Here is a 14567-nt window from a genome sequence, read left to right as displayed (position 1 = left end):
GTGGATAGCAAAATTTGACCCAAAAGTTAAAAAATAAAAGCATACCATATAATAGTGAGAAACAGGGGATTTTGGAGACTCTGTAATGGTTCAGTATCATATTCAACAAGATAGTGAAATACCTGCCTCGAAGCAGCTATTTGACCAAATTCAGTTTGCGATCGCATCCCGACAATATCCCCCAGGACATAAACTGCCCAGTACTCGTCAGTTAGCGATGGAGACGGGTTTGCACCGCAATACCATCAGCAAGGTATATCGGCAGTTAGAAGAAACAGGACTAGTAGAGTCCCATGCTGGTTCAGGCATTTATGTTAAAGCACAGGGTCATGAAGGGGGTAATCGACGTCAGGCTGGCTTTCTTAACCAGTTTTCCCCCGAAGCTTACAAGGTTGTTCAAGATAGCCTCAATCAACTTCTCGGACAAGGTTGCTCCCTTAACCAGGCTAGGGAACTATTTTTGTCGGAGATTGACTGGCGGTTAAGGTGTAGCGCTAGGGTACTGGTGACCGTAGAGTCACGAGACCTTGGTGCTGGAGAATTGATGGTGCAAGAGTTAGAAGAATCCTTGGGAATCCCGGTGCAGTTGGTGCCAATGGAAGAACTCTCGGACGCTTTGGATCAAACTCACTCGGCTACAGTAGTTACTAGTCGCTATTTTATCGGTAAAGCAGAAGCGATTGTTGCCCCTAAATCTGTCCGTGTTATCCCTGTTGATATTTATGACTATGAACCAGAACTTAAGCTAATTAAGAGTCTCTCCAAAGGTAACCGTTTAGGAGTGGTTAGCATCAGTTCTGGGATTTTAAAAGTGGTCGAAATTATTGTCCATAGTCTACGGGGAGATGAGTTGTTAGTGATGACGGCTCAGATTAAGGACAAGTACAAACTCAAAGCTCTGGTTCGCAGTTCCCAGATAATTATTAGCGATCAAGCAAGTTATCAAACTGTTAAAGATGCTATCTTAGCCGCTCGTGAAGATATTATTCGACCACCCAAGCTGATCCGTTGTGAAAACTATATTGGTAGCAAATCGATTAATCTGCTCAAACGGGAACTGGGTTTGGGTTAACTTAGTGTGATGGGATTAAAGCTATGGTATATAGCACTCCTATCTGATGCGTGAAAGAAATGGGCTGCTTTAAGGTAGAAGGCAGAAGGCAGAAGGCAGAAGGCAGAAGGGACCGGAGTTGGAGCTAGTTTTTAATAATTCCAGTGATTTGACAAGCGATGGAGCGCGGTCTTGGGAAGGCAGCGCGGTCTTGGGGGTTCCCCCATGAGCGACTGCCGTGGTTTCCCCCATGAGCGACTGCATCAAGACAATGATTTAGGATTGCTAGATCATGGATTCGAACCCTCCCTGAAAATATCAAAATGAGTTGTCCAGTCAGCCGTTTTCCAACATTACCCCATCAGCTAAATTGATTAATTTAACTTGTGACTAGTTGAAATAGAATAGTTATAGCATTCGAAGTAAAGGTTAAGACATATTGGGTGCATCTCATATTTGTAAAAAAGTGCGGTAGGGTGCGTTAGGGGCGAGCTCACCAAGACGCAAGCTGTAGCAAGTGTTAGGTTGTTGCCCGTAACGCACCACCAGGTCAAACTGCTTTTAGGAGATGCACCCAGACATATTTATGTTCCCTGTTCCCTATTCCCTGTTCCCTATTCCCTGTTCCCTATTCCCTTGAAAGCAAAATACTATGTCCTAAACTATACTTACTTTGCTATAAGTAACCAAAAATTATCCGAATATAATGCTCATAAAAATTATATCTTTTCGGTATCAATACTATTACTGGTAGCCTGTAACTCTAAACCTGAGCCATCAGTTTATCTACCAGACCTTCAATGTCACGGAGAACTGCCAAAACAAATCAAAAAAAACATTGGGGAATATCGACTTGCTCAAGGTTCTGACTTTGTCAAGTCAATTCGCTCCTTTGATAAAGACTATACACAAGAGCAGCTTACCTGTACTATCTTCACCGCTGATTTTAACTGTCCGGCAAAAGAAGTCCCACGTTGTAATCTATGATTCAACGTGGGATGAATTTTGCACAGGGTCTTTAGGCTCAGGGAAACGAGCTATCAAACTCCTGAGCAACTCAGAGCAAGTCATTCCTCTACGGTCAGCTTCTTGCTTTAGTTGTTTCTTTTCAAAGCTGGTCAACCTAATCATCAAGTTTTTATCTTTCATTATGCCTTGACATTTGTAAACACAATTGCTATCATTATGATAGGTCGATAAACAGGAGAAAATAACAATGAAATCAGCTTATCAGTACCGATTAAGATTGACTAGAAAGCAAGAAATAGAAATTGAAAAATGGTTAGACATGCTGCGCCATCAGTATAATTATTTGCTTGCGGAAAGATTTAATTGGTATGAGCAAAATCGTTGTTCTATTAATTCTTGTCCTCTACTGTGTCACTTGCCAGAGTTAAAAAACAATCCCGATTACTTTTCTCAACAAAATTCTTTGCCTCAACTAAAGAAGACTAGACCATGGTATAAAGTGGTTCAGTCTCAAGTTTTGCAAAACTGCGTAAAAAGAGTTGACTTGGCTTTTAAGCGCTTCTTAAAAGGCGACAGTAACGGGAAAAGGAGTGGTAGACCAAGGTTTAAAGGGAGAAATAGATATAAATCACTCACCTTTCCTTCTCTTAGTAAAAATCCTATAAATGGTAATATTTTGACTCTTCCAAAGTTTGGGAAAGTCAAAATGGTTTACCACCGACCTATTCCAAAAGTATTCAAAATCAAGACAGCTACTATAACCCGAAAGGCTGATGGCTATTATGTTGCGCTGTCAATTCAAGATGATACTGTACCGAATACTATACCAATAGATAGCGTTACTAGCCCTATCGGTATAGACATGGGACTTAAGTCCTTCTTAATTAAGTCTGATGGTTCAGAAGTTCCAATTCCTCAATACTACCGAAAGGCTCAAAAACGATTAAAAAAAATTCAGAAAGCTGTCAGCAGATCTAAAAAAGGGAGCAACAACAGGAAAAAAGCTGTCACTAAATTAGGGAAAGCTCACAAAAAGGTTGCTGACACTCGAAAAGACTTTCATTTTAAAACCGCAAAGGGATTGCTAGATAATCACGATCTAGTTGCCCACGAGAAATTAAACATTAAAGGTTTAGCTAAGACTAGACTGGCTAAATCTATACTAGATGCTGGATGGGGTGAATTTCTGTCTATTTTGTCAAACAAAGCCGAAAATGCTGGTTTGGTAACAGTTGCAGTAAATCCCCACAATACCAGTCAGAACTGTTCTAATTGTGGCAAAAAAGTACCGAAAAAATTGAAAGACCGCATACATTCCTGTCCTCATTGTGGCTACGTTGCTGACAGAGATGTGAATGCGGCAATGAATGTATTGAAATTGGCGGTGGGGCATCCCGTCAGGAGTAAAGCTTGCCGAGTAACCGAAGGAATACCTGGTGTTGGCAAGAAGCCCACACTGTAATCTACGATTCAGTGTGGGAGTATGTCACTAATGATGGAAGACCTTTGAGTCCCAACCAGCGATTGAGCTGTGGCAAGGGATATAGCACTACGCATTCAGATGTTTGACATTGTCTTGATGCAGTCGCTCATGGGGGGAACCCCCAAGACCGCGCTGCATCGCTGCTAAACTCCGAAACGTAAGTAATTGCTGACTTCTGACTTCTGAGTTCTGACTTCTGACTTCTGACGCTAAGCGTAGCGCTATAACTGACCAGGCAACTGGCAAACCTCAAGATTTAGAAGTGGAAACCCTCGCTTACTGTTCTGAAATTTTTTATTTCGTGGAAGGGCAACTCAAAACTACTGACGTTTGTGACTAGTACTGTTATTCTAATTTTGAGGGTTAGGGGTTAGGTTAAGTTCTGGTACCTAAGGCTATCATCCTAATCCTTAATATTTAAATATATCATATCTAGGTAATGTCTGACAGCAATATCAAAAACCTAGCTGGATTAGTGTGAAAAATATTTATCTAAAGTAAAATTTCTCTAGCGATGCAGCGCGGTCTTGGGGGTTTCCACGGGGCTTACAAGGTGCGGACGCAGGTTCCGCACACAGCCCCTCCCCATGAGCGACTGCATCAAGACAGGGTTGACAGTTCTTTGGTTGGATAACAAGCAACCGAAATTTACTGCCAACAATAAGATAAGTAAACATCAACGCGCCGACCCGATCAGTCCAGCAAGGGTATCCCTAGGTACATCATATTATGAAGAACACGAATTCTGGTGTAGGAGTGCAAATTGATCAAGACCCTCAAACTTTACCATCACCACTTAAACCAGTAGTAGAACTTAACTCGAACCTTAGCCATTCCCCTTCTATCGAGCAAATCGTGGCAGAGGCTCATGGTCACAAAGCTTCTGACATTCATATTCGAGTGGGACAGGTCCCCAGATTCAGGATTCGGGGCAAGATGTATGTGGCTAAACGTCATACCAAGGTGACACTGGAAGTTTTTGAGGCATACCTCAATGAGATTCTCACTCCGGCTCAGAGGAAGCAGTTTGCTGAAACCAAAGAACTGGATACTGCTATTTTTTACCCTGGCTTAGTGCGCTGTCGGGTGAATTGTTTTGACTCCCTAAACGGGGGAGCAATTGTGCTGCGATTAATCAGCCTTGATGTTCCTTCAATCGATGATTTAACTCTACCGCAAGTTTTCAAAAAAATAGTTAGCAGGGGTCAGGGAATTATTTTAGTTACCGGTCCGACAGGCTCAGGTAAATCAACGACTCTTGCGACTATGATTCGCCATCTCAATGAAACAGAGTACAAACATATTGTTACCATTGAAGACCCGGTTGAATATGTCCACCGCTCCCGAAAGTGCCTGATTAGTCAGCGAGAAGTGGGATTGCACACCCATCAGTTTCACCACGCTCTGCGGTCTGTGTTACGGGAGGATCCCGATATAATTCTAATTGGGGAAATGCGCGATCGCATCACAGTTGATACTGCCCTGCAAGCTGCCCAAACCGGTCATCTGGTCTTGGGTACTCTACACACTCGCAATGCCATCAGCAGTATTAACCGTCTGTTGAATCTCTACAATCCTGATGAACAGTCAGCGATCCGCATCCAGATTGCTGAGTCCCTGTTGGCAGTTATTGCCCAACTCTTAGTACCAACCATCGATAAGGGTCGGATTGCGGTTCATGACATTTTAATCAATACCCCAACTGTACAGGATTACCTGCTTAAGGGAGAAGATGGGGATGTGTTCCGACTGATGGAAACTGAAACCATTGAAGGAATGCAAGTTATGAATCAGGCTCTCTACAACTACCTTATTGAAGAAAAAATCACAGCCAAGGAAGCCCTTAAAGCGTCTCCTGATCCCCAGGCTTTGATACGTCAGATGCGCACTGGTGGTATCGATGCTTCCGCCTCGGCTCGTGATTGGATGAATGAAGCTTGAATTTAGAATGGTGAATTGAGAATTAAGAATTGAGAATTAAGAATTAAGAATGCAGAATGCAGAATTAAGAATTAAGAATGCAGAATGGTGAATGGTGAATGGTGAATCCAAAATCCAAAATCCAAAATCCAAAATCCATAATGGTGAATTCCCAATTCTAAATTCCCAATTCCCAATTCCCAATTCTAAATTCTAAATTCTACATTCTACATTCTACATTCTTAATTCTTACCTTTTACCTTGCTTCGCCAACTTCTTCTTAGACAGCTTCCGCAAACGAACTGACTCAGGTGTAATCTCTACCAGTTCATCGGGTCCAATATACTCCAAAGCCCGTTCCAAACTCATCTCCACTGGGGCTTGTAACTGGACTAATTCATCCCCAGTGGCGGAACGATGGTTAGTTAACTGCTTAGTTTTACAGACATTTAGATCTAAGTCCTGAGGACGATTGTGTTCCCCAATAATCATGTTTTTGTAAACCTTGGTGCCTGGTTTAATAAAGAATACACCACGGTCTTCTCCATTTTTCAGGGCATAGAAGGTAGCCATCCCTTCTTCAAAGGCTACAATTACTCCATTGCGGCGAGTTTCTAATTCCCCAGTCATGGGACGATATTCTAGGAAGCTATGATTCATGATACCTTCACCTTTGGTCAAGCGAAGGAAGTCCCCCCGGAAACCGACTAAGCCACGGGCAGGAATCACAAAATCGATTTGGGTTCGACCATTGGCACCCACTTGCATATCTTGCATTTCCCCTTTGCGCTGTCCCAAACGCTCGATACAGCTACCCACCGCTTCTTCTGGTACATCTAGCACTAGATATTCAAAGGGTTCACAAGGTTGACCATTAACTTCCCGGTAGATTACTTGGGGTTGGGAAACTTGGAACTCATATCCTTGGCGACGCATGGTTTCGATCAGAATACCCAGGTGTAGCTCTCCACGACCAGATACTAGGAATTTATCGGGGGAGTCAGTGGGTTCTACCCGTAGTGCTACGTTTGTTTCTAATTCTCGGAATAAGCGATCGCGTAATTGTCGCGACGTTACAAAGTCCCCTTCCTTACCCGCAAAAGGCGAATCATTCACGCAGAAGGTCATTTGCAAGGTAGGCTCATCTACCTTAATTAGGGGTAAAGCTTGGGGTTCATTGGGACAAGTAATGGTTTCACCAATATTGGCATCAGCAAACCCAGCTACCGCCACGATATAACCAGCTGATGCTTCTTTTAGATCAACTCGCTTGAGTCCTTCAAATCCCATCAACTTGGTTACTTTTGCCTGAACTATGTCCCCAGTATCCTTAACTAAAGCAGCTTGTTGACTGGCCTTAATAGTTCCGTTGTGAATTCTGCCAATCACAATCCGACCTAGGTACTCGGAATAGTCCAAGGTGGTGACTTGTAGTTGTAGGGGCTTGGTAGGGTCTCCTACTGGTGGCGGGACATGATGCAAAATTGCTTCAAACAGTGGCTGCATATCTACCGCTTCTGCGTCCAAATCTTCTTTGGCGTAGCCTTGTAGACCGGAGGCAAATAGGTAGGGAAACTCACACTGGTCATCATCTGCTCCTAATTCTAGGAACAGATCCAGGACTTTGTCGATCGCACCATAAGGGTCCGCTTGGGGTCGGTCAATTTTATTGACCACTACAATCGGACGCAGTCCTTTTTCCAAAGCTTTTTTGAGGACAAATCGGGTTTGAGGCATTGGTCCTTCATTAGCATCCACAATTAGGATGCAGCCATCCACCATACCCAATACCCGCTCTACTTCTCCACCAAAGTCAGCGTGACCAGGAGTATCAACAATATTAATTAGGATGTCTTTGTACCGAACGGCGGTATTCTTAGAAAGAATAGTAATACCCCGCTCCCGCTCTAAATCGTTGGAGTCCATGACGCAGTCTGGAACGTCTTCCCCTTCGCGGAAGATACCGGATTGCTTGAGTAGAGCGTCAACTAGGGTAGTTTTGCCGTGATCGACGTGAGCGATAATAGCAACGTTGCGAATTGGGAGAGTCATACCAGCGCCTGGAAATAGGTAGCAGCAGTTACAATTTTTTCTAAAGATTTCTTAATAATTCTAGCTTACCTTGGGAAGACCCGAAGAAAAAAGGCAAAAGGCAAAAGGCAAAAGGCAAAAGGCAAGAGGCATGCTAGACCCACCCCTAACCCCTCCCAGGAGGGGAAGGCAAGAGGCAAGAGGCAAGAGGCAAGAGGCAAGAGGCATGTATGCTAAAGTTGACTACAACAGCTTAGGTGCCCTTTCCGCATCTAATTATTAAATTCGCCACGGGTCGCACCTTTTGCTGCTTGTAACAGCTTCCTAAGCTTAATACGTAGTGCTATAATTTAGGTTTATATCATTTCAGGGTAATTACCCTGTTTTGATGCAGTCGCTCATGGGGAGGGGCTGTGTGCGGAACCTGCGTCCGCACCTTGTAAGCCCCGTGGAAACCCCCAAGACCGCGCTGCATCGCTTAATAAAAATCTCCCCCATCTCCCCATCTCCCCCATCTCCCCACACTCCCCCACAATTATGGGTATTCAACTGGATTTGATACTACTGGGTCAGTCATGAATTAATTAACTGCTGACGCTGGTAAGCGATCGCGTTTCAGTGGATACCTTCTTCTGGCTTTCAACTGGGGGCTGAGGAGGTGCTGACTCGTTCTCAGCCTTCAAACGCAGAGTAAAGGATTTATCAACATAGATACCTTTGGAGTCAGTGCGACGGACAATCACGGTATGGCTAGTATCTCCGTTGAAATCCATCAAGGTTTGCTCGGTAAGCTCCAGTTTATTCTCCCTTAACATAAACCGCCCGCCAGCATCATCAATTAATGAGTAGGTATAGCGTTCCCCTGTTTTTGGGTTAGTCGGGGAGAGCATACCAACCACAGTTCCTGGTTTCATCTGCTCAGGGATAGGTTTATCCCCTTGGTCAGACTCTTGGGCTGTTTGGCGGACATTTTCCTGACTTGTGCTGGTATCTTGGTGATGGTTTTCCTCAGCTAAGCTAGCGTTTTGACCAACGCGATACACCTCAGTAAAGTCAGTAAAGAAGTGCTTGAGAGGTTCAATCCGACCCTGAGCTGCTTCAACTTCCACTAACTCATTGTTGGTCAATTCTTGAATAACGGAGGATATAGATGGGTGGGTAAAACTGTAAAGACCTTCGGTAGAAGATTCCAAATAGTCCAAAACAGCTGATAAAGATAGATTAGTTTCACCCCTTGATGGTGGTGATTGTTTAAATTTAATCTGATCTAAGGGCAAGAACAAAGTAGAGCATTTAGCAAAGTTTAGCTTAGCTGTATTTTCTTTACTCTCTTCAAATTGTATCGGTAAACTATTAGGGCTTGTTGCCACTGGTCTGGTGAACAGAAGTAGACCATACTTCCCTAAGCTTAAGTCTTGATTGTTTTGGTCTACAGTTTCATCTATGGCAACCGTTTCAGAGACCGTTTCAGGGCTTGAGGATTGCTCTATCTCGCTCTCACTGATGAGAGTTAGCAAATCATCTGAATAGATGCTTGATTCGCTATCTTCTATGGGCAAAATAATATTCTCAGGTTGCCCTGTTTTTCTAGAGGATTTTCCTATCTTCAGCCGAATTGGGAGCCGTTTATAGTTTATCTGTAGCGCAATTACTCCCCATCCACTAAGAGATACCACTGCCCAACCAAATAACCATAGGTATAGTGGTTTATTAGTGAGGGAGTCTAAGGGGGTTGAACGAACAGATTGATTACCTAAGAAAGACTCTGATGTTGAAATAAAAGTATCCTGGCTTTCCTTTCTAGTTTGTGGCTGATTTGGGGAAATCTCGCTCAACTGTCTGTGTTGAGCAGATAAGAATTCTGAGTGCAATTGTTGTAGCGTTATCCAGGTTATTGGTCCAACAATACCATCCGCATTCAACCCTAGTGCTTGCTGGAATGTAGAGACAGCAGCAAAGGTATTGGAACCGTAGACACCATCCACTGGCTGTTGGTAGTATCCCAACTGTTGCAGTGTAGTTTGTAGTCTAGTCACAACTTCCCCTTGGCTACCCAAACGCAGTGTTGGGGGCAACTTTATCCCTTGTGAAGACTCTCCCTGGAGTGTTTTGAGATTACTGAATCGAGAGTCTTGAGCCAATGCGATCGCATCTGGAGCAGTGATGCGATTGGGGGGTTTCCCCAGCCGAGGGGATTGGTTGGGCTTCTGAGTGGGCGTGCAGATCATGCTTTTACTGTAGTCAAGACTAGCAGTGGCATTTTTGCAGTGGCTGTAGGCTAGCAGTAAGAGAGTAGAGGGGTCAGGCATATAGCGTTTGTATCTGGGTTGTAAACACAAGTCTTGCTTTAAAAGGCATGCATGCAAGAGGAATCCCCGCTAGCCCTTAATAAGGGGGGGAGGCAAGAGGGGAAAGAGATCCGGAGTTTTATTGGACAATAAAAAAAGACCTCCTAGGTTTACATCTGATCGAGAAACGCTATAGACAGCACTTGAGTCTAGTAAGCTTTGCAGAATTTATTTTGTGAACCCGGATATTTTGGTGAAGAGGTTTGTAAAGTTTTGTAAACTATGGTATAGGGAGCAGGGAGTAGGGAGTAGGGAGTAGGGAGTAGGGAGTAGGGAGTAGGGAGTAGGGAGTAGGGAGTAGGGAGTAGGGAATATGGGGACTTCGGCTAGATGCGATCGCTCAAGCGCGGAAGCTTCGCTTCCGGAGCGTAGCGTGGCCTAAAGGCCAAGGTCAATCGCGTTTATTAATTTGCGGAAATTCCCCTCACGCTACTACGAACTATTTCAATAGCCCATTCCCTAATAATAGTACGATCACTGCCACAACCAAACTTAAACAACCTATAAAAACACCCGTTTTTACCCATATAGATACGCTGTTAGGATTGCTTTTAGAGTCAGCAACTTTGATAGTATTACCTTTTCCTTTTTCGATTTTGTTTGTAGTAATAGTTTTGCTGTTATTAACACTGCCGCTATTATTGTTATTGGAATTGGTGATGACATCGCCACCATCTGTGTTGATCTTACTATTTTTAACCATAGTGTTGATATTTTTTTCTATGGTAACATTCCCTTCATTATACAACTCTATATATATAGCTTGATTCCCTGGCACAGTTTTAATAACTCTGGGATCATGAGCTAATATCCTATTAATAACCTTTTCTGGCTGAAGTGCCTTCCAGGTTTTACGACGCATGCTATCTTTGGCAGATATCAGCCTTTGATTAAGCCAAAGTAGTTCAGGAAATTCTCCAATAATACGCTCAACTTGCTCACAGGCTTGAGCACTTCCAAAATTTTCCAGTTGCTGTAAAATGTTATCTCTTAATCTAGCCACCCTATCCCTTGGAGTGACATTATAAGGTACACCATTACTATGATCAGGATCTTCGTCATAGGGATATTGCCTCACAAACCAGATATATAGATCAGCTAACTGTTTCTCATTAAGATTAAGCTCTAAGTGACCCGGAAACGAAGAATAGCGATAAGCAACGGACTGAATTAACTCTCGTTCAAGATTTGGTTCTTGCTCAAGAATCGACCATATACTAGACCAACGGTCAGGAGTTGGGTAGCGGAATAGCAATGTTAAGGCAATGATGACTCTGTCACGTTCATCTTTCTTCAAAGGCAATGGCAATGATATCAATGTTTGGAGATATTCTCTAGCTTTCTCTTTAACTTGATTCTCTTTAGCTTCATTCGAGTTGTGTTTGAAAAGCTCTTCTAACAGAGCCCACATACATTCGGGCTTTATGGATTTATCTTGAGCCTTTTTTAAAATACAATCGCTTAGATGTTTATCCCAACATTTTTCAAATATTCTAATTCTAGCTATAGAGTGATACTGATCATTTTCTTGATCGATCAGAATATCCAAAGTTTTACACACCTGATCACGAGCCTTTGAGTAAACTATCTTTACTAACTCTAAACAGCTGTCATAATCTAGGCTTCCAAGAGGAAAAGCGATGATAACAGGTGCCCAAATGCGCCATGTTTCAGATGGAATAGTTTCAATAATCTGTGAAGCTTCGTTTACCTTTAGAAGCAACATAAAAGCTCTACAACCTGCCAAGGCTGGCGAAACCGATTTATTCTTACCAATCCAATCAATCTTCTTACCAATCGAATCAGTATTTATATCTTTCTGATTTATAATATAGTTTTCGGCACCTTGAATAATCCTAGTGCGAGTAGGCTCATCCGCCTCTTTCCACCCTGGAAGCTTAGTTAAATCAGGTTCAAATTCATTATAATAGTGTCGGCTGTCTGGCTTAAGGGTCATTGCCTTATTCAAGCACAACCAAGCTGATAAGTTACCATCTTCTAATTGATCCAAAATACGAATAATTCTCTCTCTATGATCTAATAATTTTTGTTGAGGACGGTGATTCGCCGCTTTTTTTGAAGCTTGTTGTCCCTCTATAAAATAATTACTAAATTGCTCAGAGAGCCATTTTTGATTAGCCCAATTATAATAATCTTCAATAATCCCATCAATCGATGCTGTATTATTTAGCTCAAATGTATCGTATATTTCCTGCGCAAAATATTTATTTAGTATTGCCAATCGTGAGCTAAGCATTGGATCTTCCATCCAATCCTGATCGTGATCAGCAAGTCTAGGTTTTAGGTAGATATTTTCTATTAAAGATAATACGAAATTATCTAATCGACAATCATAGTTAATTTCTCCTAAATTAACTAGTGCATTTACAAACTTTTGACTCTTACCATCGTCTTTTATAAAATCTGATTTTAATCTTGGTTCCCTAAGCCATTTTTCTTTAAGCATTGGTACAAGTGTATACTCGATAAACAGTTGGTAGGAGCCAAGAATAAGATTTATTTTTTTTGGAGGAGTTAAGGCATCAAACAACTCATCATCTGTCAAATAATTGCACTTATTATTACACAGTGCTTGTAGGCAACAACCCTTAAGGCTGTCGTCCTGATCCTCTGGAAGGGGATTAAGGGCTAACGGCTTGAGTTTGAGTCTTGACTTCTGATCGCCAATCTCCCCAATAGCTTGAACAGCACTAATCCTAAGTTCAATGGTTTCAGTGGAATCAGTTGCTAAGGTAACCAATTCATTTTGGAGTTCCTTCAGTTGACAGACTTCAGCAATCTTAATAGCTGTATGTCGTGCATCCCTTTGCTTAGTTGCATCCACAATATATGGACGAAGTTGTTCCGCAAGGTTAGGATGTTTTAGTTTCTCGTAGTATAAGCGGTAGTTAATTAGTTTTTGATTTATTTTTCCTTGCTCATACTGCCTCAATAAATTTGAAACCACCCTTTCTCGAACACTATCATATTCTCGCACACTATCATTACTATCATGTTTAGGTATATCGCTCAGAAGTAAAACATCAGGATCAGTGCTAAGAATTACCTCACGTATCTCAGGTATCATGGTGGCTAACCATGCAGCAGTTTCATGGAGCTGAGGAATCAATTTATCCTCAGGGTCCTTAGATAACTGCTCCCGGTCCTTAGATAACTGCTCCCGGTCCTTAGATAACTGCTCCCGGTCCTTAGATAAATAGAAAAGACTCTGGAAGAAGGACACAGAGACATTATGTTCCTTCAAATACCATGCTGCTAGAAACTCAGCATAGGTCTGATGAGACCACCCAATCCGCTTTTCACCACCGGATGAAAATAAGCCAGTATCTAAAACCTCTTTGATAGCTGGTTTAGTGATATCAAAATTATTGCTCTTAGCAACTTCCTCCCTCATGCAAAGATCGTCGTCAATTAGAATTAGCTGATCTTTAGATCGAGGATAATCTGCATCTGTTCCAGTCCAAACACCAAATCGATTGGCAAAAATTGTAACAGCCGCAATCCGAGCAGCAATGATCAGGCGCTGGTCTGGATCGAGATCACCGATAGCACCTGAATCACGACGGCTAGGATTATTTTCTTCGCATAAACAGCGACAGCCATAACGATAAAGTTCATAAATACTATTATTTTCGAGAGACTGATAACGATGCCAATTGTTCAGAATAAAGTTTAGGGTGATCGGCTTGATAGCTAGGGGCACAAGGTTCTTTCTAGACACTTCTTCTAAGAAAGCGTCTGGATCAATTCCGTTAGCTTCTGCTGCTTTGACAACATCTTGACGACGAAGTGGAACTAGCTGATATATTTTTAGGGAATCTTCTCCAAAAAGTTTCTTGAGACCTGGCTCAAGGACAGATGGTAATACCGCTGTTCGACAAGCAATCCGAAGAGTTAAACGCTTAAGCTTAACATGCTCCTTATAATTTTTAATAGCATCAACTAAAATTACTGCGAGTTTGTTGATTTCTAAAAGGCATTCATCAAAACTATCTAAAAATATGTGGAGCCGATGGCTGCCAGATTGCCACCTAGTAAATTTATCGCTTTTAAACAATTTCTGAGTTAGTTCATCTTTCGTCAAAACTGATCGAAGATCAAGTGACAGAATTTCATCGTCTGTATTGTTAAGCTCAGCAGTAACCTTATCTTCTTCCTCCTCCATGGCTTGAGTCTTGCCGATGCCTGGTTCACCGAGGAGTATTAAGCAAGGTATTTCAGAAATTTCCCTAAAGGTTACCAACTTAGGATTGGGATTGTAATTGTAACCCTTGACCGATTGAACTTCTGGATCGGATAAGTAACCATCATAGTCTAAATAAAAGCGATCAGAGGGAGAACACCAAAATCGCTGCCAGTTATAAATCTGATTAGACATGCTGTAGGGTTTACAGAATAGACAAGCATTTTTCTAGGATAACAATAAAAAGCTCTAGCAATCCGTGTAGGAATTGTGATAGTTTTTGTTCCGTACTCCCTATTCCCTATTCCCTGTTCCCTATTCCCTTTCCAATATCTCACCCAATTAAAACCCGCTACATTATATCATGTTATTTATAAAATAGCCTTTAACTGTGCCACTTTTCAAAGTGACCTAATTTCAAAACAGCTCCAAAATCTATCATGGTAGAAAATACTTTAGTGTGCAATCTCTACCATCCACATAAAAGACACACTTGTGTAATCGACACAAGACTAGACCAGGCTGCATTTAAACCAAAAACCGCATTCTACCAATAGTTTT

General features: G+C 42.2%; 11 protein-coding genes. 5 read left to right on the top strand and 6 right to left on the bottom strand.

The window, feature by feature from the left end; all coding sequences use genetic code 11:
- Positions 1-85 precede the first annotated feature (85 nt).
- The gene (locus BJP34_RS04080; RefSeq protein WP_070391243.1) at positions 86-1072 is read left to right on the top strand and encodes a GntR family transcriptional regulator; all 987 of its coding nucleotides are present in this window, start codon (positions 86-88) and stop codon (positions 1070-1072) included.
- A gap of 69 nt (positions 1073-1141) precedes the next feature.
- Here the strand turns inward: BJP34_RS04080 and BJP34_RS42315 are convergent, their stop codons facing one another.
- Positions 1142-1315, bottom strand: a complete 174-nt coding sequence (locus BJP34_RS42315) for a hypothetical protein (protein WP_158516994.1) — start codon at positions 1313-1315, stop codon at positions 1142-1144.
- Positions 1316-1579: 264 nt separating this feature from the next.
- On the opposite strand from BJP34_RS42315, the gene BJP34_RS04075 reads away from it, so the two are divergent.
- Together BJP34_RS04075 and BJP34_RS04065 are read left to right on the top strand one after the other, a co-directional pair.
- A complete protein-coding gene (locus BJP34_RS04075) occupies positions 1580-2038 on the top strand; it encodes a hypothetical protein (RefSeq protein WP_149030780.1) in 459 nt (152 codons plus the stop codon).
- Between the two features lie 229 nt (positions 2039-2267).
- Entirely contained in the window at positions 2268-3482 is a 1215-nt protein-coding gene (locus tag BJP34_RS04065; RefSeq protein WP_070391240.1) for an RNA-guided endonuclease InsQ/TnpB family protein, read from the top strand.
- Positions 3483-3569: 87 nt separating this feature from the next.
- On the opposite strand, the gene BJP34_RS38655 is transcribed toward BJP34_RS04065, so the two are convergent.
- A complete protein-coding gene (locus tag BJP34_RS38655) occupies positions 3570-3749 on the bottom strand; it encodes a hypothetical protein (protein WP_149030779.1) in 180 nt (59 codons plus the stop codon).
- 483 nt (positions 3750-4232) lie between these two features.
- Between BJP34_RS38655 and BJP34_RS04060 the strand changes: the two genes are divergently transcribed.
- Positions 4233-5444: a type IV pilus twitching motility protein PilT gene (locus tag BJP34_RS04060; RefSeq protein ID WP_070391239.1), complete on the top strand. Its 1212-nt coding sequence runs from the start codon at positions 4233-4235 to the stop codon at positions 5442-5444.
- Positions 5445-5672: 228 nt separating this feature from the next.
- Here the strand turns inward: BJP34_RS04060 and typA are convergent, their stop codons facing one another.
- Positions 5673-7475: a translational GTPase TypA gene (gene typA, locus BJP34_RS04055; protein ID WP_070391238.1), complete on the bottom strand. Its 1803-nt coding sequence runs from the start codon at positions 7473-7475 to the stop codon at positions 5673-5675.
- Between the two features lie 60 nt (positions 7476-7535).
- Positions 7536-7682: a hypothetical protein gene (locus tag BJP34_RS42310; RefSeq protein WP_158516993.1), complete on the bottom strand. Its 147-nt coding sequence runs from the start codon at positions 7680-7682 to the stop codon at positions 7536-7538.
- Between the two features lie 160 nt (positions 7683-7842).
- Here BJP34_RS42310 and BJP34_RS42305 point away from each other — a divergent pair, with 160 nt between their 5' ends.
- Complete coding sequence (locus BJP34_RS42305; RefSeq protein ID WP_158516992.1) at positions 7843-8013, top strand: hypothetical protein; 171 nt, start codon at positions 7843-7845, stop codon at positions 8011-8013.
- A gap of 25 nt (positions 8014-8038) precedes the next feature.
- On the opposite strand, the gene BJP34_RS04050 is transcribed toward BJP34_RS42305, so the two are convergent.
- Entirely contained in the window at positions 8039-9820 is a 1782-nt protein-coding gene (locus tag BJP34_RS04050) for a peptidoglycan-binding domain-containing protein (protein WP_202972067.1), read from the bottom strand.
- Between the two features lie 421 nt (positions 9821-10241).
- The gene (locus BJP34_RS04045) at positions 10242-14201 is read right to left on the bottom strand and encodes an NACHT domain-containing protein (protein ID WP_070391236.1); all 3960 of its coding nucleotides are present in this window, start codon (positions 14199-14201) and stop codon (positions 10242-10244) included.
- Positions 14202-14567: the final 366 nt, after the last annotated feature.

The sequence above is a fragment of the Moorena producens PAL-8-15-08-1 genome, assembly GCF_001767235.1.
Classification (GTDB): domain Bacteria; phylum Cyanobacteriota; class Cyanobacteriia; order Cyanobacteriales; family Coleofasciculaceae; genus Moorena; species Moorena producens_A.
The sequence above is the reverse complement of the archived record's forward strand: the minus strand, read 5'-3'. Positions and strand labels throughout refer to the sequence as shown.

What these genes read in the sequence shown, in the direction of transcription:
- BJP34_RS04080 (WP_070391243.1), top strand. Translation starts at nt 86, where the DNA reads ATGGTTCAGTATCATATTCAACAAGATAGTGAAATACCTGCCTCGAAG.
- BJP34_RS42315 (WP_158516994.1), bottom strand. Translation starts at nt 1,315, where the DNA reads ATGCAGTCGCTCATGGGGGAAACCACGGCAGTCGCTCATGGGGGAACC.
- BJP34_RS04065 (WP_070391240.1), top strand. Translation starts at nt 2,268, where the DNA reads ATGAAATCAGCTTATCAGTACCGATTAAGATTGACTAGAAAGCAAGAA.
- BJP34_RS04060 (WP_070391239.1), top strand. Translation starts at nt 4,233, where the DNA reads ATGAAGAACACGAATTCTGGTGTAGGAGTGCAAATTGATCAAGACCCT.
- typA (WP_070391238.1), bottom strand. Translation starts at nt 7,475, where the DNA reads ATGACTCTCCCAATTCGCAACGTTGCTATTATCGCTCACGTCGATCAC.
- BJP34_RS42310 (WP_158516993.1), bottom strand. Translation starts at nt 7,682, where the DNA reads ATGCCTCTTGCCTCTTGCCTCTTGCCTCTTGCCTCTTGCCTTCCCCTC.
- BJP34_RS42305 (WP_158516992.1), top strand. Translation starts at nt 7,843, where the DNA reads ATGCAGTCGCTCATGGGGAGGGGCTGTGTGCGGAACCTGCGTCCGCAC.
- BJP34_RS04045 (WP_070391236.1), bottom strand. Translation starts at nt 14,201, where the DNA reads ATGTCTAATCAGATTTATAACTGGCAGCGATTTTGGTGTTCTCCCTCT.